Origin of the sequence: Microbacterium sp. cf332, assembly GCF_900102175.1 — a bacterium.
Taxonomy (GTDB): Bacteria; Actinomycetota; Actinomycetes; order Actinomycetales; family Microbacteriaceae; genus Microbacterium.
Window position 1 is genome coordinate 507,617 of record NZ_FNKN01000002.1, and the last position, 17,132, is coordinate 524,748.

The 17,132-nt window shown below is 71.8% G+C and carries 18 protein-coding genes; 6 read left to right on the forward strand and 12 right to left on the reverse strand.

Annotated elements, in window-relative coordinates; translation table 11 throughout:
* Window positions 1-1,209: an MFS transporter gene (locus BLT21_RS09490; RefSeq protein WP_091502203.1), complete on the forward strand. Its 1,209-nt coding sequence runs from the start codon at window positions 1-3 to the stop codon at window positions 1,207-1,209.
* A 57-nt stretch (window positions 1,210-1,266) separates the two neighbouring features.
* On the opposite strand, the gene BLT21_RS09495 is transcribed toward BLT21_RS09490, so the two are convergent.
* The 6 genes from BLT21_RS09495 to BLT21_RS09520 all read right to left on the reverse strand — a co-directional run bounded on the left by BLT21_RS09495 (window position 1,267) and on the right by BLT21_RS09520 (window position 7,352).
* Complete coding sequence (locus BLT21_RS09495) at window positions 1,267-2,148, reverse strand: helix-turn-helix transcriptional regulator (protein WP_091501406.1); 882 nt, start codon at window positions 2,146-2,148, stop codon at window positions 1,267-1,269.
* A gap of 69 nt (window positions 2,149-2,217) precedes the next feature.
* Window positions 2,218-3,180, reverse strand: coding sequence for a 5-formyltetrahydrofolate cyclo-ligase (locus tag BLT21_RS09500; protein WP_091501407.1), 963 nt, complete (start codon window positions 3,178-3,180; stop codon window positions 2,218-2,220).
* Window positions 3,181-3,215: 35 nt separating this feature from the next.
* Entirely contained in the window at window positions 3,216-4,763 is a 1,548-nt protein-coding gene (locus tag BLT21_RS09505; RefSeq protein ID WP_143024965.1) for an ABC transporter permease, read from the reverse strand.
* Window positions 4,760-5,557 carry an ABC transporter ATP-binding protein gene (locus BLT21_RS09510; protein ID WP_091501411.1) on the reverse strand — a complete coding sequence of 266 codons (798 nt, stop codon included), beginning with the start codon at window positions 5,555-5,557 and terminating at the stop codon, window positions 4,760-4,762. Before BLT21_RS09510 ends, BLT21_RS09505 begins: the two co-directional genes overlap by 4 nt.
* Window positions 5,554-6,300 carry a 5-formyltetrahydrofolate cyclo-ligase gene (locus BLT21_RS09515; protein ID WP_091501414.1) on the reverse strand — a complete coding sequence of 249 codons (747 nt, stop codon included), beginning with the start codon at window positions 6,298-6,300 and terminating at the stop codon, window positions 5,554-5,556. The genes BLT21_RS09510 and BLT21_RS09515 overlap by 4 nt, the downstream gene beginning before the upstream one ends.
* 68 nt (window positions 6,301-6,368) lie before the next feature.
* A complete protein-coding gene (locus BLT21_RS09520) occupies window positions 6,369-7,352 on the reverse strand; it encodes an ABC transporter substrate-binding protein (protein ID WP_091501417.1) in 984 nt (327 codons plus the stop codon).
* A 155-nt stretch (window positions 7,353-7,507) separates the two neighbouring features.
* On the opposite strand from BLT21_RS09520, the gene BLT21_RS09525 reads away from it, so the two are divergent.
* Complete coding sequence (locus BLT21_RS09525) at window positions 7,508-8,509, forward strand: adenosine deaminase (protein WP_091502205.1); 1,002 nt, start codon at window positions 7,508-7,510, stop codon at window positions 8,507-8,509.
* A gap of 28 nt (window positions 8,510-8,537) precedes the next feature.
* Here BLT21_RS09525 and BLT21_RS09530 read toward each other — a convergent pair whose 3' ends face one another.
* Window positions 8,538-9,206, reverse strand: a complete 669-nt coding sequence (locus BLT21_RS09530) for a peptidylprolyl isomerase (protein WP_091501419.1) — start codon at window positions 9,204-9,206, stop codon at window positions 8,538-8,540.
* A gap of 158 nt (window positions 9,207-9,364) precedes the next feature.
* Between BLT21_RS09530 and BLT21_RS09535 the strand changes: the two genes are divergently transcribed.
* Entirely contained in the window at window positions 9,365-9,811 is a 447-nt protein-coding gene (locus BLT21_RS09535) for a hypothetical protein (protein WP_091502207.1), read from the forward strand.
* 18 nt (window positions 9,812-9,829) lie between these two features.
* Here BLT21_RS09535 and BLT21_RS09540 read toward each other — a convergent pair whose 3' ends face one another.
* Window positions 9,830-10,510 carry a hypothetical protein gene (locus tag BLT21_RS09540; RefSeq protein ID WP_091501422.1) on the reverse strand — a complete coding sequence of 227 codons (681 nt, stop codon included), beginning with the start codon at window positions 10,508-10,510 and terminating at the stop codon, window positions 9,830-9,832.
* A 329-nt stretch (window positions 10,511-10,839) separates the two neighbouring features.
* Here BLT21_RS09540 and BLT21_RS09545 point away from each other — a divergent pair, with 329 nt between their 5' ends.
* Entirely contained in the window at window positions 10,840-11,331 is a 492-nt protein-coding gene (locus tag BLT21_RS09545; RefSeq protein ID WP_091501425.1) for an FBP domain-containing protein, read from the forward strand.
* A gap of 28 nt (window positions 11,332-11,359) precedes the next feature.
* Here BLT21_RS09545 and BLT21_RS09550 read toward each other — a convergent pair whose 3' ends face one another.
* On the reverse strand, window positions 11,360-11,926 hold the full coding sequence (locus BLT21_RS09550; protein ID WP_091502209.1) for a TetR/AcrR family transcriptional regulator: 567 nt from the start codon (window positions 11,924-11,926) through the stop codon (window positions 11,360-11,362).
* 71 nt (window positions 11,927-11,997) lie between these two features.
* Here BLT21_RS09550 and BLT21_RS09555 point away from each other — a divergent pair, with 71 nt between their 5' ends.
* Entirely contained in the window at window positions 11,998-12,573 is a 576-nt protein-coding gene (locus BLT21_RS09555) for a dihydrofolate reductase family protein (RefSeq protein ID WP_091501427.1), read from the forward strand.
* A 70-nt stretch (window positions 12,574-12,643) separates the two neighbouring features.
* Window positions 12,644-13,228, forward strand: a complete 585-nt coding sequence (locus tag BLT21_RS09560; protein WP_091501429.1) for a hypothetical protein — start codon at window positions 12,644-12,646, stop codon at window positions 13,226-13,228.
* A gap of 66 nt (window positions 13,229-13,294) precedes the next feature.
* Here BLT21_RS09560 and BLT21_RS09565 read toward each other — a convergent pair whose 3' ends face one another.
* The 3 genes from BLT21_RS09565 to BLT21_RS09575 are packed head-to-tail and all read right to left on the reverse strand — an operon-like array spanning window position 13,295 to window position 17,132.
* Complete coding sequence (locus BLT21_RS09565; protein ID WP_091501431.1) at window positions 13,295-14,218, reverse strand: NAD(P)-dependent oxidoreductase; 924 nt, start codon at window positions 14,216-14,218, stop codon at window positions 13,295-13,297.
* Window positions 14,215-15,864 carry a thiamine pyrophosphate-binding protein gene (locus BLT21_RS09570; RefSeq protein WP_091501432.1) on the reverse strand — a complete coding sequence of 550 codons (1,650 nt, stop codon included), beginning with the start codon at window positions 15,862-15,864 and terminating at the stop codon, window positions 14,215-14,217. Before BLT21_RS09570 ends, BLT21_RS09565 begins: the two co-directional genes overlap by 4 nt.
* On the reverse strand, window positions 15,861-17,132 hold the full coding sequence (locus BLT21_RS09575) for a M20 family metallo-hydrolase (RefSeq protein WP_091501434.1): 1,272 nt from the start codon (window positions 17,130-17,132) through the stop codon (window positions 15,861-15,863). Before BLT21_RS09575 ends, BLT21_RS09570 begins: the two co-directional genes overlap by 4 nt.

Genomic DNA, 17,132 nt, shown 5'->3' on the forward strand with positions numbered 1-17,132 from the left:
ATGACCTCGACCGCATCCATCCCCCTCGCCGCGCGACCCGCCGAGCCCATGAGGTACGGCGGCCTCGTCGTCGTCATGCTCATGGGGTTCCTCGTGGTCACCGCGGAGTTCCTTCCCAATGGCGTCCTGACCGAGATGGCCGCAGGCCTCGGGGTGACCCCGGGGCAGGCGGGTCAGTCGGTGACGATCACGGCGCTCGCCGGTCTCCTCGTGGCTCCGACGATCGGGCTGATCTTCCCGCGCCTCGACCGCCGCGCTCTGCTCGTCGGGGCGGCGGTCGCGGCATCCCTGTCGAGCATCGTCGTCGCGCTGTCGCCGCACCTGATCACGATCCTCGTCGCCCGTTTCTTCCTCGGCGCCGCGATCAGCGCGTTCTGGTCGATGTCGATCACCGTGGCAGCCCGCCTGGCGGGCCCCGATCGCATCGGCCGGGCGATGATGTTCACCTCGGCGGGGGTGTCGCTCGCGACCGTGGCCGGTGTGCCGCTCGGAGTGCTGCTCAGCGAGGTGCTCGACTGGCGCATCGCCTTCGCCGTCGTCGGGGCCGCCACCGCGGTCGTCGCGCTCGCCGTCCGTCTGACCCTGCCGGCGGTGCCCGCCGCGGCCGCGTCGAGCCTGCGCCCGCTCGTCGACTCGTTGCGCCGTCCCGGCATCGCGGCGGGCATGCTCGGCCACGTCCTGATCGTGCTCGGTCACTTCCTGGCGTACACCTACATCCGACTGGCCCTCGAGCGCGTCCCCGACGTCGGCGCCGAGACGATCGTCGTGCTGCTCGCCGTGTTCGGCGCGGGCGGCCTCATCGGCAACCTCGTGATCGGGATGCTGGTCGACCGGGCCTTCCGGGTGCTGGCGGTCACGGCCCCCGTCGTCATCGCCGTCGCGATCGCCCTGCTCGTGGTGATGCCCGCGTCGATCCCGCTCGTCGTGCTCGCCGTGTTCGTGTGGGGGTTCTTCTTCGCCTCGTGGCTCATCATCGTCAACACGTGGGTGGGGCACCGGCTGCCGGATCGCCTCGAGGCCGGCGGCAGCCTCACCGTCACCGGGTTCCAGCTCGCGATCATGATCGCGGCGGGTCTCGGCGGCGTGCTCGTCGACCTGACGGGTGTCGTGGCGGTCGACCTCGTGGCGCTGGTGCTGCTGGGTGCGGGTGCGGCGCTGTTCGGCTGGGTGGTTCGCGGTCACGTCGCGGCGCGGCCGGGACACGAGTGACCCGCGACCGCTGACCCGCGAGCGGGACGCGGCGGGTTCGGTGTCGCTGCGGGGCCGTCAGCGCAACGACGGCGCCGCGTCCCGGACCCGCCACAGCGACGGCGCGACTCCGGTGAAACGGCGGAACGCGCGGCTGAAGCCCTCGTCGGAGCCGTAGCCCAGGGTGCGCGAGGTCTCCGAGACAGAGGCGCCCGATTCGAGCAGGTCCTTCGCGTGCCGCATCCGGACCTCGGTCACGTAGCTCGCCGGCGACCGGCCGTAGGCGCGGCGGAACCGGGCCGCGAACACGGTGCGCGACATCGCGCTGAGGCTCGCGAGCTGGTCGATCGTCCAGTCGCGTCCGGGCTCGGCGACGACCGCCTCGGCCGCGCGGCTGAGGAAGGGGTCTGTCGTGGGAGCGGGCCAGGCCGATGCGCCGGCCGAGCGAGCGGCCCACGCGCGGATCGCCGACAGCAGCACCGTCTTCACCATCATCCGGCAGATGACGGCGTCGCCCGATCGGCCGTCGGCGACGTCGACGCCGAGGTGCGCGACGAGCGCGGCGGCCGCCGGCTCGAGGCCGACGAAACCGTCGATGAAGACGAAGGGCGGCAGCGGGGTGACCGCGGCGAGCGACACGTCGGCCGGCACGACGGTCAGCTCGGCGCCCGACTGCGAGGTGAGGGTGATGGGCCGGCATCCCAGGCTCATGAAGGCGTCACCGGCCAGGAGCGTGCGCGGGCCCGCTCCGGTCGCGGCGTCGGGGCCGGCGGCGCCGACGGTGCAGCTGGTTCCGGATGCCGGGGCGCCGGTCAGCTCGCCGGAGCGCACGTAGACCAGCGTCGCATCGCCGACGCCGAGCTGCAGCGACTCTCCCGGGGCGAGGCTCGCGCGGTGTGCGCGGCCCGGACGGATGTCGAGGGACGACAGGGCCTGCTCGAGAGCGATCGACGGGGTCACGCTTCGATCAACGCCGCGCTGCGCGGGCTCATTCCGCCGAGCACCGCGCGGGTGTCGCCCGCGGTGGGGTCAGCGGCGGGCGGCGAGCTCGCGGAAGTACCGGGAGTTCGCGGCCTGCCGGCCGCTGCTCCATTCGTGGTCGATGGCCGCCGGCTTCTGACGTGCGTGCGCGAGGTCGACGCGGCGGGTGTCGGTCAGCACGACGTCGACGGGCAGGTCGGTCGCCTTGACCTCGAGGGGCACGTCGAGGAACTGGCACTCGTGCACGAGGGCGACGACAGGCACCTCGGCCGTCACGAGCCCGAGCTCGAGCAGGATCGCCCATTCCAGGTCGAGATATCCCTCGCCGCCGCCGACGTGCACGCCGTCCGCTGTGACGGCCACTGCGCCGGTCACGACGGCGTCGACGGCGCCGACCCGCGCCAGGTCGTCGAGCGACAGCAGGCGGCCGACCTCCTCGGCGCCGTCGAGGGTCGAGGCGAAACGCGCGTCGTCACGCAGGTCCTCGAGGAGCAGCATCCCTCGGCGTCCGCCGAAGACCGGCTGCACGAGGCGCACTCCCCGCGCGATCAGCTCGCGTCGCAGGGCGATGAGCGAGTTGTCGGGGGTGATGAAGACCGTGGACGCCGTCGCGAGGGCCGGGTGCGCCAGCGCCTCGGCGGTGGCGTGCTCCGAACCCGTGAAGTCCGGCACGAACATCGTGATGTCGAGGTCGAAGCGCGAGTCGGGCAGCGAGACGGGCAGCAGCTGCTCGCGCACGGTCCGACGCACCTGCGTGTGCTTGTTGACGTAGGTGCCGCGACCGGGCTGGATGCGCAGCAGTCCTTCGCGCGCGAGCTCTTCGGTCGCGCGTCGCAGGGTGCCTCGCGAGACGCCGAGCCGGTCGGCCAGCTGCGCCTCGGGCGGCAGCGGCGACGTGTCGTCGATGTCCGTGCCCATCGCGATCGACCGGAGCGCTTCGAGGGCCTGACGGTGCAGCGGCGGCAGCGCCGCCGATCGGCCCGGGAGGGGCAGGATCGGTGGGGTGGTCATGGGGTGTTCTCCTCCGGCAGACCCGTGGTCCGATGCTAGCGGCGTCGCCGCATCACGCCGTCCTCGACAGCTTGGGCCAGCCCGTAGAGGGCGAGCGAGAGGGCTGCCACGACGGCTGCGATGAGCCACATCATGCGGTAGTCGAGCATGCCGCGGCTCTCGCTGAGCAGGCGGCCCAGCCCGGTGCCGGTGATGAACTGCTCGGCGATCAGCACCCCGGTCAGGGCGCGGGGGACGGCGAGGCGGATGCTCGCCAGCAGATACGGGAGCGCGTTGGGCACGACGACGGCGCCCAGCGTGCGCAGCCGGCCGGCGTCGACAGACCGCATGACGAGGAGCGGGCCCGCGGGGGCGGCGGCGAGGCCCTGCATGATCGTCACGAGGCTGGGGAAGAACGTCACCGACACCGTCACCGCGACGATCGTCGCGGGTCCGCGACCGGAGACGAGAGCGATGAGCGGCGCGAGCGCGACCAGCGGCACGGTCTGGCTGATGAACGCGAACGGCAGGACGGATGCGTGAAGCGCGGGGAACGTCGAGAACGCGACGGCGAGGACGAAGGCGAACACGATCCCGATGACGGCCCCGAGGCTCGCCGGTCCGGCGCTCTCGACCAGGGCGGCGGCCAGCCGTTCGCGGACCAGTTCCGAGCGGGAGCTGAAGAACAGCGAGTCGAGGACATCGGTCGGGGAGTTCATGAGCGTGGTGGGCAGACCGGTCGAGGCGATGAAGCCGTACCAGGCGACGATGAGGACGGTGATGCCGCCGAGGGTCCAGCCGAGGGTCCGCGCCCGCCCGCCGCGACGACGGCCCTGATGCACATCCGTCGTCAGCAGCTTCTCGGTGCCGTCGCGAACGAAGCGGCGGGCGATGCCGACGACGCCGTAGAGCACGGCCGAGAGCAGTGTCGCCGTCAGCCCGATCGCCCACAGCGCGGCCGCGTCGCCGCGGCTCATCGTGCCGACCAGGTAGATGCCGAGCCCCCAGCGTCCGCCGAGGAACTCGCCGAGCACGGCCCCGAGCACCGCGGCCGGTGCGGAGATCTGCAGACCCGACAGGATCTCGGGGAGGGCGGCGCGCAGCCGAACGAGCACGAGGGCGCGCACGGCGCCTCCGCCCGCCGAGCGCACGACGGCGACGGCCTCGCCCGGCGCGCTGCGCAGGCCGACCTGGGTGGCGACGTAGGTCGGGAAGAAGACCAGCAGCACGGCGAGGGCGATGGCGGGCCACGACCCGTCGAAGGCGATGTCGAGGATCGGCGCCGCGACGACCACCGGCAGGCAGAACAACACCACGAGCGTCGGCCGCAGCAGCCTCTCGATCGCCGGGACGAGCTGGCCCACGACGGCCAGGGCGACCGCGACGAGGTTGCCGATCGCGAAGCCCGCGGCGGCCACGCCGGTCGTGGCGAGCACGTGGGGCGGGTAGTCGGAGCGGTTCTCCCACCAGGCCGCGACGATCGCCGTCGGCGCGGGGAGCGCGCCGCCGGCGACGAGCCCGAGCCGGCCGGCCAGCTCCCACACGAGCACGATGAGCAGGGCCGTGGCCGTGATGCGCATCCGGTGCGCCGTCGTGGCTCTCACGAGTCGAGAGCGGCCGCGTCGGCGACGCCGCTGGCACGGATCGCGGCGGAGAGCGTCGCCGAGACCCGGTCGCACAGGGCATGGAACGACGGATCGCTGAGCAGGGTCTGAGCGCGTGGGCGGGCGAACGGCACCTCGACGATCTCGTGGACGCGGCCGGGGCGCGAGCCCATCACGACGACGCGGTCGGCGAGGAAGACCGCCTCCGAGATGGAGTGGGTGACCATGACGGTCGTCGGCTGTCGTTCGAGCCAGATGCGCTGCAGTTCGCGGTTCATGTCGCCGCGAAGCAGCTCGTCGAGAGCGCCGAAGGGCTCGTCGAGCAGCAGCACCTGCGGGTCGAGGGCGAGCGACCGCGCGATCGACACGCGCTGCCGCATCCCACCCGAGAGCTGGCCGGGCCGCGCCTGTTCGAACCCGCCGAGGCCGACGAGACGGATGAGGTCGTCGATCGCGGTCCGGTCGACCGTGCGGCCCGCCGCCTCGAGCGTCAGCGAGATGTTGCGGCGCACCGAGCGCCACGGCAGCAGCGACGGATCCTGGAAGGCGACGCCGACACGTCCCGCCCGGCGCAGCACCGATGGGCGCTCGCCGCCGATCGTGACCGTTCCGGCGGTGGGCTCGTCGAGGTCGCCGATGAGTCGCAGCAGCGTGGACTTGCCGCAGCCGCTCGCCCCGATGAGGGCCGTGAACGAGCCGGCCGGCAGCTCGAGGTCGACGCCGTCGAGCGCGAGCACGGCCGACGATCCGGTGCCGTAGATGCGCCGGAGGTCGCGGATCGCGATCGCCGTCATCGGCCGGCCTCCCGCTCCTGACGCAGCTCGACGATCGGCGGGAGGAACTCGTGCTCGCCGCCGGGGATGAGGTCCCAGAACACCTGCCCGGGGTCGCGGCCGTGACCTTCGACCCGGATGCGGCGCTCGGGGGTGATGATCCAGTCGACGGCGACGTCGTGGGCCTCGCCGGCGAGGTCCTCGTCGACGTACTGCTCGTCGTGCACGATGTCGACGACCTCGCTGCGATCGTCGGTCAGGCCGATCTCGCTGAGCATCCCCCACTCGAGGTCGAAGAAGCCGTGGCCCTTCCCGAACCGGATGCCGTTGCGGCTGATGGCGCTGCCGCCGGTGACGAGCAGGCGCAGGGGAGCGCCGCCGCGCAGTTCGGCGAGCGTGCGCGGTGTCGCGTACCTGTCGAGGCCGTCGAGGGTGGCGGCGTAGCTGATCTCGGCGTCGGGCACGACGCCCGGGGCGACCTCGAGGAAGCCGCGGCGGATGCCGTACGTGGTCACGAGCAGCGTCTTGCCCGCCCGCAGCGCTTCGCGCCGGAGCAGCTCCGTCGAGTTGTCGGGTGTGATGAAGACCCGGTCGGCGGCGCGCCAGGCGTCGAGCTCGAGGATGCGCGCGGTCGCGCGGTCGTTGCCCTCGAAGTCCGCGATGAAGGAGGAGAAGTCCCAGTGGAACCGCGAGTCGGGCCGCCCGACGCGCTCGAGCACGCTCCAGATGCGGTCGCGGTAGGCCTGTGTGGGGTCGGTGATCATGCGGAGCTCCTGGAACAAGGGGGAGGGGCGGACGCCGGCGGCGCCGGACGTCCGCCCGAGGGGGATCGTCAGTCGAACAGCGACATGTCGAACATGTCGGGGGTGGCCTCGATGTCGATGAGGGCGAGGGCGTCGATCGTGTCCTGGATGGACTCGTCGCTCATGCGGTAGAAGCCGTCGCCGCTCTCGATGAGGGGCTGCTGCGCGGCGTTGAAGAACTCCTCGTTCGCGATCGTGCGGCCGGTGCCCTCGAACCAGCTGTCGGCGAAGCGCGTCGGGTAGGCGGCGGGGTCGCGGAAGTTTTCCTCCCAGCCGCGCGAGCTGGCCTCGAGGAACGCCTTCACCGTGTCGCGGTTGCTCTCGAGGTATGAGCGGCTCACCACGACGGTGTCGTTCGGGATGCGGTAGCCGGCGTCGTACAGCGTGAAGCTCTGCGCCTCGGCGCCCTGCTCGCCGATCGAGTACGGCACGTTCGTCACGAAGTCGAGGGTGGCGTCGACCTCGCCCTGCACGAGCGGGGTCGGGTCGTATGCGTAGGGGACGACGGTCACGTCGGCGGGGTCGATGTCGTTGACGGCGAGCATCGCCTCGAAGGCCAGCCGGTTCACGTCGGGGACGGCGACGGTCTTGCCGACGAGGTCGGCGGCCGAGTCGATGCCCGATCCGACGAGGCTGACGACGCCGAGCGGGTTCTGCTGGTACTGCGCGCCGACAATCACGAGGTCGGCGCCCTGCTGCGAGATGGCCGAGATGGTCGTGTCGGGGCTCGTCAGCGCGATGTCGGCGTCGCCGGCGAGCAGGGTGCTCTCGGGGATGACGCTCGGCCCGCCCGGGAGATATTCGAGGTCGATGCCCGCCTCGTCGTAATAGCCGTTCTCGAGGCCGACGAAGTAGCCCATGAACTCGGCGTCGTTGATCCAGGACGACTGCAGGGTCACTGCGGTCGAGCCGTCGTCGCTCGTCTCGCCCGAGCCCGTGCTGCTGCAGGCTGCGAGGCCGAGCACGCCGAGCGTCAGGCCGGCGACGGCGATGGTCCGGATGGTGCGGGGCATGCGCGCTCCTCTGTTCGGGTGTGGGACCGGATGTCGCCGAGCGTAGGCAGATCGGATGACGGCGGAATCACTCGTGCGTTTCATACATGTAAACATCTGAACGTCTATACCTATTGCAGAACGGCGGATGCCATCATCGGGTCATGCGATCCGTCATGACCTTGCCGAAGACCGAGTTGCACGTGCACATCGAGGGCACCCTCGAACCCGAACTCGCCTTCGCGCTGGCCGGGCGCAACCGCGTCGACCTGCCGTTCCCCGACGTCGACGCGTTGCGCGCGGCCTACGACTTCGACGATCTGCAGTCGTTCCTCGACCTCTATTACGCGACGATGGCGGTGCTCCTGACCGAGCGCGACTTCACCGATCTCACCGTCGCCTATCTCGAGCGGGCCGCGGGTCAGGGCCTCGCCCACGCCGAGGTGTTCTTCGACCCGCAGGCGCACACGAGCCGGGGCGTCGACCTGGCGGCCGTGATCGACGGGATCAGCGCGGGCCTCGAGATCGGACGCGAGCGGTGGGGGGTCTCGAGCGCCCTCATCCTCTGCTTCCTGCGAAACCTCCCGGCGGAGTCCGCGATGCAGACCCTCGAGCAGGCGATGAGCATCCGCGCCGACGCGATCGACGGCGTGGGCCTCGATTCATCCGAGGTGGGCTTTCCGCCGAGCCTCTTCGACGCGGTGTTCGCGCGCGCCGCGCAGCTGGGTCTGCGCAAGGTCGCTCATGCGGGCGAGGAGGCGCCACCCGCCTACATCCTCGAAGCGCTCGACGTCCTCGGGGTCGAGCGCATCGATCACGGTGTGCAGGCGGTCGTCGATCCGGCACTGCTCTCGCGCCTGGCGGACGAGCGGACGCCGCTGACGGTGTGCCCGCTCTCGAACGTCCGGCTGCGCGTCGTCGACGATCTCGCGCAGCATCCGCTGCGCGCGTTTCTGGAGGCGGGCGTTCTGGTGACCGTCAACAGCGACGATCCCGCCTACTTCGGCGGCTACGTGGGCGACAACTACGTCGCCGTTCGCGACGCACTCGCCTTGACCGATGCGCAGCTGGCGCACCTCGCGCGCAACGGCGTCGAGGCGAGCTGGGCGACGGCGGAGCGCAAGGCGGAGCTGCACGCGGCCATCGACGCGTGGGAGTCGGACGGGCGCCCCGCCTGAGCCGGCGTGCGTGTGTGCGCCGGGCGGATCAGCCCAGCGAGATGCCCGTGATCGTCACCGCGGTCGCGGGCGCGCCGTCGGGGGCCCCGCCCTCCGCGCCCGCCGCCGCGACCTCGCGAACCACGGCCAGACCGGCCTCGTCGAGCTGACCGAAGACGGTGTACGAGGGGGGCAGCGGGGTGTCCTCGTACACGAGGAAGAACTGCGAGCCGTTGGTGTCGGCGCCAGCATTGGCCATCGCGACGGTTCCCGCGGGGTAGGTCTCGCTGCCGTCGAGCTCGTCGCCGTACCGGTATCCGGGGCCGCCGCGACCGGTCCCCGAGGGATCGCCGCACTGCAGCACGAAGATGCCCGAGGTGGTCAGCCGGTGGCAGGGCGAGTCGTCGTAGTAGCCCTGCTCGGCGAGCGAGACGAAGCTGCCGACGGTGCACGGGGTGCGGTCGGCGTCGAGGGTCATCGGGATGTCTCCGACAGACGTCTGCAGCACGGCGGCGACCTCGCCGGAGACCTCCGCTTCCGCGGGCGGCGCCGTCGCGTCGCGCACGCCGCCGGCGGCCTCGACGTACGCGCACGCGCCCTCGGGAACCGAATCGGCCGTCGGCATCGTGTCGGCCGCATCCGGTGCGGCCGAGGAGGAGCAGCCCGCGAGGGCGAGGACCGACAGGACGAGCAGGGTGGAGCCGAGACGTGCGCGCATGTGCAGAGCCTACGGTCTCGGCGGTCACGGTTCGGGACGGCGGCCCGGACGTCGTCGGCGGTGGGGGCGCCGCCGCGCGGTCGGGCCTGGTCAGGTGGGCCGAGGGCTGGCACGATCGGACCGGGACGCCCGGAGACCGCGGGCCGGAAGGGATGACGATGGCCGACGGAACGACCGGTGGCGCGGGCTTCTCCGACGAGGAGAAGGCGGCGATGAAGCAGCGCGCCGACGAGCTGCGCTCGACGAAGGGGCTCAAGGGCGCGGCGAAGCTCGCGAAGGAGCTCGAGGCGTGCATGACGGCGATCGAAGCGCTCGAGGGCATCGACGGCGAGGTGGCCCGCACCGTGCACCGGATCGTGTCGGAGGAGGCATCCGACCTCGACCCGAAGACGTTCTACGGCTTCCCCGCCTACGCGCGCGCGGGCAAGGTCGTGATCTTCGTGCAGCCCAAATCGAAGTTCGACACCCGGTACCCCACGCTCAACTTCGACGAGACGGCGACGCTCGACGACGGGGCGATGTGGCCGACATCGTTCGCGATCGTCGAGGTGACGCCGGAGGTCGAGCGCCGGGTGCGCGAGCTGGTGCGCGCCGCGGTCGACTGAGCGCCCGCGGCCCGATCCTCACGACAGGAGTGCCTCCGCGCGCAGAGTGAGCGCGATCGCGACGACCGTCGACAGCAGGCCCGCGGCCAGCAGCAGGCCGGGATGCGCCAGCCCGACGACGATCTGCCGCGTGCGCGGGGCCTCGGCGAGGAAGTGCTCCGGGATGCGGTGGCGCGTGGGCACCGCCGACCAGCCGCGCAGCCGCGCGAGGTAGCCGGCGTAGCGGATGATCAGCACGCAGTAGAGCAGCACCGTCACGGGAGGCACGATCCGGGCGAAAAGCTGCGCCGCGGTCAGCCAGGCGGTCTCGATGTCGGTGCCGCTCTCGTCGGCCAGCTGCACGGCGATCGCTCCGCCGACGACGACCGAGCCGAGCCAGAACACGAAGGCGCTGAAGAGCGCCAGGAACCGGGCGAAGAAGTGGGCGAGGATCGACGGCTCGTACTCGAGGTGCGACCGGGGCGTCTGCGACAGGACGATCAGGGTCGCGATCAGCGGGGGCAGCGCAGCGGTGAGGCTGAGCACCGCGCGCAGCCAGCCCGGCCCGCCGAGCAGGTCGCAGACGACGAGCAGTGCCACGACGGCGATCATCCACACCAGGCCGAGCGCGGTGGGGTGGGACGTCACGAACGACGGGTGGCGCGACTCCAGCCGCGCCCCCGCCCGCTCGACCAGCCGTCGGCCCCGATCGTTCGTCATCACGGGCGATCGTAGCGCCGGCCGCTCTCGGCCGCTCTCGCCCGGGTGAGGAGTAGCCTGGGAGTGTGAGTACCGTCCGTCTGCCGATGCCCTCCGGGCGTGAGGGGGTCTCCGGCGCGCACAGCGCCGGTGGCACAGGCGCGGCATCCTTCGTCCTTCTCGCCGGTTGATCCGGCGCGCATCGCGTCGACATCCGTCCGCGGTGCGCCTCCCCCATTCCGGGCGCCATCGTTCGTCCCGGGGTGATCTGCGCTCGACTCCGCGCGCGGCCCGTCACGGCCGTCCGTGCCGCAGTTCGTGCGCGAACGCGTACTCAGACAGGACCCTCCATGTTCGCTCTCACCGAGAAATCCATCCGCTCATCCTTCGTCAACGTGTCGCTCCGCGAGCGCAACTCGATCGTCGTCCCGTCCGACCTCGGCGACGTCGACTGGTCGACCCGCGACTACTTCGGCTGGCGGGAGCCCAAGGCGCCCCTGCTCGGCTTCGTCGTCGCAGAGATCGACGGCGAGGCGGTGGGCCTGCAGCTGCGCCAGTCCGACCAGGCGACCCGGACGCGTCCGCAGTGCTCGTGGTGCTCCGACGTCACGCTGCCGAACGAGGTCGTGTTCTTCGCCGCCAAGCGCGCGGGCAAGGCCGGACGTTCCGGGAACACCGTCGGCACCCTCATCTGCGCGAGGTTCGAGTGCTCACGCAACGTCCGCCGCCTCGACCCGCCGCCCTACCTCGGCTTCGACGCAGCGGCCGCTCGCGACCGCCGGATCGAGGGGTTGCGCACCCACGTCGACGGATTCTTCCGCGACCTGCGCGACGGGGTCTGACGGGTCGGGCCGGCGCGATGCCGCGCGGTCACGGGAGGAGGCGATCGACGAGCTCGCCGATCGCCGCGTCGGCGGACAGTCCCGTGTCGATCGGCGCGGTGAGGTGATCGAGCATCAGCCCATCGATCGCGTAGTGGAAGAGCGCGATCTCGGTTCGCTCTCCGGGAAGACCGGCAGCCGTGTGGAACGCGACGTCGTCGTGGAACGCCCGCTGTCGCCAGGCCGTCAGGGCCAGGGCGACAGCGGGCCGCCGTGCCGCTTCGAGCCGGAGCTCGAAAAGGGCGAGCGACACATGCGGGTCAGCGCTGAGCCGTCGCACGATGTCGCGCACGTACTCGGCGAACAGCGCCCGGTCCGGCACCCGGGCGGCGCGTGAAGCGATCGCTTCGGGGTCGGGCGTGAGGCGCTCGCCGATGCGGTCGACGAGCGCGGAAATCAGGTCGTCGCGCGTCGCGAAGTAGTTCGAGGTCGTGCCGCGCGGCATGCCCGCTGCGGCGTCGACGGCACGGTGAGTGAGCCCGCGAGCCCCTTCTCGAGCGAGCACCCGGATTCCGGCATCGGCGAGTGCGGAACGTCGTTCGTCGTTGCGGACCATGCCGGTCATGCTATTGCAACCACGACTCCTGTTGTACTCTAACTACGACATACGTCGTGATTGGAGAAGTGATGAGAGACCTCGTGTATTACGTAGCCGTCAGCATCGACGGCTTCATCGCCGACCCGGACGGCGGGTTCGACGCGTTCACCGTCACGGGTGAGCACGACTCGGTGGTGCTCGGCGAGTACGCGGACGCGCTGCCTGCCCACGCACACGCCGCGTTGGGAATCGAACCGCCCAGGACCCGCTTCGACACGGTCGTCATGGGGTGGAACACCCTCACCCCCGCGCTCGATGTCGGCGTCCCCAGTCCCTACCCGCATCTCCGTCAGATAGTCGCGAGCCGGCGGACCCGCGACGTCGACCCCGCGATAACCCTCACGGCGGACCCCCTCGCCACGGTCCGGAGCCTCAAAGCCGAGGATGGTCTCGACGTCTGGCTGTGCGGAGGCGGGCAGCTTGCAGGTGCGCTGCTGCCCGAGATTGACCGCATCGTCGTCAAGCGCCACCCCGTCGTGTTCGGCGCCGGCATCCGGATCTTCGACGGCGCGGCGTACGAGCCGCGCACGTTCTCATTGACCCGTGCGCGCTCCTTCGAGACGGGCGTCGTCATCGAGGATTACGTCTCCGCGAGCGGGGCGTGAACGTCCGCGTCGCGAAGGAAACCGCCTGAGTCGCGCTCACCGGTGCCGCGGAGGACGGCAGGATGGAGCGATGGAAGACCTGTACGCGCGTCTGCGCTCGCTCGAGGCGGAGCTGAATGACGCCGGCTACGAGGATGTGGCGGGTCAACTCCGAGATGCGGTTCTGGCGGGTGCGACGGGCACCGAGGTCCTGATGCGGGTGAGGTGGGTCCTGCGGAGCGACAGGGTGCGCGGTGCGCAGCCGCCGGCACTGAGAGCTCAGCTCGCGACCGTCTGGGCGGACATCGACGGGATGCTGCCCCGCTTCCCGGTCCGCTCCAAGGAACTGCTCGAGGAGTGGCTCGCGGACTTCCTCGCGGCCGAGGGTGTGCGCACCGCGTCGACCTTCAAGGTGGCCGAACAGGACGGCTCACTGGGGCGGGATACGGGCCTCGTCACGATGATCCCGGTCGGTACCCCCATCGAGGTCTACATGGAGCCCGCCGGCCTCGATCGGTCCGATTGGAAGGTCACGTTGACCGCGCGCGACGAGGACCTCAGGGTCGACGGGTGGCAGCTCGCCCGCTTCGCCGCCGAGATGCGGATCGCTTCCGAACTGTGCAGCTACCTCCAGTACCGCTCGATCAGGTGGGACCGGATGTCGGGTATGGGCTGACATCACAGCGGCCGCGACGCGACGAGAAGTCGCGCGCGGGGGTCGGCCACACCGTCCCGGGGGGCGTCACGCCTGTCGGCCGAGCCGCTCGATGATCGTGCGCGCGGGGTCGAGCTCGTACCGCTCGACCGACGCCGTCGACATGAAGCCCATGTGCGGCGTGACGATCGCCCGCGGGTGATCGCGCAGCGGATCGTCGGACACGGGTGGTTCGCCGTCGAGAACGTCGGCGGCATACCCGCTGAGCGCACCCGAGTCGAGGGCAGCACGCACGGCCGCGGTGTCGACGAGTTCGCCGCGCGAGACGTTGACGAGCAGCGCACCGCGGCGCATCGCCGCGACGCGTTCGCCGCCGAAGAGGCCGCGCGTCGCGTCGTCCACGGGGAGGTGGAGCGAGACGACATCCGCCGCCGCGACAAGGGCGTCGAGGTCGACGAGCTCGACGCCGTCGCTCGCCTCGGTCACGAACGGGTCGGTCGCGAGGATGCGGGCGAAGACGGGCCGCGCGAGGCGCGCGGTCTCACGGGCGATGCGTCCGAACCCGACGAGTCCGAGCACGAGCTCACCGATCGGGCGAGGGTTGACCTCGAGGTCGACCGTCCAGCCGCCCCGGCGGACGACGCGGCGGCCCGCGGGCAGCTCGCGCAGCGCCGCGAGCATGAGGGCGAGCGCGTGCAGCGCGACTTCGCGGGTCGCGACCCCGCCGAGGCCGACGACGTCGACCCCCCGCTCGGCCGCTGCGGCGAGGTCGACCATGTCGACGCCCGTCGACGTCGTGCAGACGAGGCGCAACGCCGCGAAGCGGTCGAACTCGGCCGAGCCGAAGGGCGCGAATCCGACGATCGCGGCGATCGCCTCAGCGGCTCGCGGGGGCAGCGGCGCGGTGAGCCCGTCATGCAGCACGACGACCTCGAAACCGGCGCGCTCGAGCAGCTCGACGCCGGGACGCACGTCGAGGTCGCCGACCTCGGTCACGACGACGACGCTCACGACGCCTCCCGATCGCGATGGGTCGGGGCGAAGAGGCCGATCGCCTGCGGCAGCAGCACCACCGACGGGCCCGGAGTCGCGAGCGCCTCGCGAAGATCGGCGGCGAGGGCGGTCGGGGTCGTCTGCACCGCGTGCGCGCCGAACGAACGGGCGAGAGCGACGAAGTCGGGCATGACGAGGTCGGTGGCCGTCGCGGCTCCGAACGCACCGTTCATGTACTCGGCGAGGATGCCGTAGCCGCCGTCGGCGACGATGAGCCACGTGACGTCGAGGCCGAGCTGCAGGCACGTCGCGATCTCGCCGAGGCCGTACATGGCGCCGCCGTCGCCCGACACCGCGAGCACGGGTCTCGACCGGTCGGCGAAAGCCGCGCCGACGGCGGCCGGGAAGCCGTAGCCGAGGCCGCCGGCGCCCTGTGCGGTCGCGAAGCGGCCCGCACGGCCGTCCCATGCGGACCACGCCCAGTAGGCGATCATCGTCATGTCCCAGAAGCTGTCGGCGTCGTCCGGCAGCGCCTCGCGGATGGACGCGAGGATGCCCCGCTCGAGTTCGAATCCCTGCCCGTCGATGCGCGCGCGCACCGTCGCCGCGACTTCCGCGACCTCCGCGATGCGGCGGGCACGGCGCTCGGGGTCCGATGTCGACTCGAGCGCGGCGGCGATGCGCTCGAGCGCATCGCGCGCGTCGCAATGCAGCCCGAGGCCCGCATGGTTCGAGCCGATGACGCGCAGCTCCGCGTCGAGCTGGACGAGCCGCCCGCCGGGGCGGAGCGTGAAGTAGTTGCTCGACACCTCGCCCAGCGCGCTCCCGACCACGAGCAGCACGTCGGCGCTCTCGAGGTACTCGGTCGTCGCGATGTCCTCGATCCACGCGCCGGCGGCGAGCGGATGCCCCGCGGGCACCGCATCCCGTCCGCTGAACGTCGAGAAGACGGGCGCGTCCAGCGCCTCGGCGACGCGCATCAGCTCGCCGCCCGCCGCCGCGCGGGCGGCTCCGCCACCGGCGAGGATGACCGGTCGCTCGGCGTCGTCGAGCTCGATCGCGGCCCGCGCGACGAGCTCGTCGCGTACGCGAGGTATCCGCGGTGCGATCTCGACATGCTCGACCGGCGGCACATCGTCGCCGACCGGCGCGAGCAGCACGTCCTGCGGGATCTCGACGAGCACGGGCCCCTGGGGCACGGACGCGGCGAGCTCCCACGCCTCGATGAGCGCCGACGGGATCTGGGCGGCGTTGCGCACCGTCCAGCTGCCCTTCACGACCTGCGCGAACGCGGCCGACTGGTCATCGAGCTCGTGGAGGTGGCCGCGGCGGGCGCCCCCGAGCCCGTCGACGGGGATCTGCGCGGAGATCGCGAGCACGGGGATCGACGAGCCGGCCGCCTCCATGAGTGCGGGGAGCGCCGTGAGCGCGCCCGGACCGGTCGAGAGCAGCAGGGGCGCGACCCCGCCGCCGACCCGAGCGAGTCCGTCGGCCATGAAGCCCGCGTTGTTCTCGACGCGAGCGGGCAGCAGCTCGATGGGCGCGCGCCGCAAGGCGTCGAAGAGCCCGAGGGCGTGCTGGCCGGGGATGCCGACGAGCCGGTCGACGCCGAGCGCCCGCAGCGTCTCGACCGCCACGTCGCCGCCGGTGCGCTCGTGCGTCACGATGCGTCGCTCGAGAGCGGGGCCGCGGGGGCTTCGGCCGCCGAGAGGTCGCCGGCCACGACGCGGCCGAGTACGGCCGTGAGCACCTCTACGCCCGCGAGCATGTCGGCATCCGACGTGAATTCGCGCTCGTTGTGCGAGATGCCGTCGACGCTCGGCACGAAGAGCATCACCGTCGGCACGCGCTCCTTCATGTTCGTCGCGTCGTGACCCGCCACCGTCGCCGAACGGCGGTGCGTGTACCCGAGACGCTCCGCCTCGGCCGCCGCGAGCAGGATGCCCTCCTCGAGGAACGGGCCGCTCGACCACTCGACGACCTTCACGATCTCGATGTCGACCTTCGCGAGCTGTTCGATCTCGCTCATGCGCTCGCGCAACCGCTCCACGGCGGTCTCGAGCGTGGCGCGTTCGGGCGACCGGATGTCGACGAGCATCCGCACCTCGCGTGCGATCGCGACGGGGGAGTTCGGGTCGAGGTACATCTCGCTCACGGCGGTGTGCAGCTGCTCCGGCTCGAACCCGTCGATCAGGCGGCGCGCGGCGACGATCAGCTCGGCCGCGCCGTGCAGGGCGTCCTTGCGGTCGGCCATGCGGGCGGCTCCCGTGTGCGACTGCTCCCCGGTCACGACGACCTCGAGCTTGTGCGCTGTCCACGTCGTCGATACGAGGCCGATCGTCGTGCCGGTGTCCTCGAGCTCGCGGCCCTGCTCGACGTGTACCTCGAGGTACGCGGCGACGTCGAGACCGTCGAACGTCCCTCGGCCGTCGATCGCGTCGAGCGCCTCGGCGACGGTCGTGCCCGACGGGTCGGTCGTCGCGAGCGCCGTGTCGAGCGGCAGCATGCCCGTGAAGACGGCGCTGCCCATCATGCTCGGCTTGAACCTGCTGCCCTCCTCGTTGAACCAGTCGACGACCGCGAGGTTGAAGCGCGGCTCGGCGTCGCCCGCTGCGATCGCGGCGGCCGTGGCCCGCGCGGCATGGGCGCCGGCGAGCACGCCGTAGGCCCCGTCGTACCGGCCCGCGAGGGGCTGGCTGTCGAGGTGCGAGCCGACGACGACATAGGGCGCGCCGGGGACGGTCTCGATGAGCCCGAAGATGTTGCCGACGGCGTCCGTCCGCAGCGTGAAGCCGTTGTCGACGAGCCACGAGCCGAACCACGCGCGGTTCTCACCGTCGGCCGCGCTCGCGGCCTGACGCTCGACGCCGCCGCCGGGCGTCGCGCCGAAGGCGGACATCTGACCGAAGTCGGCGAGGAAGTCGCTCGTCAT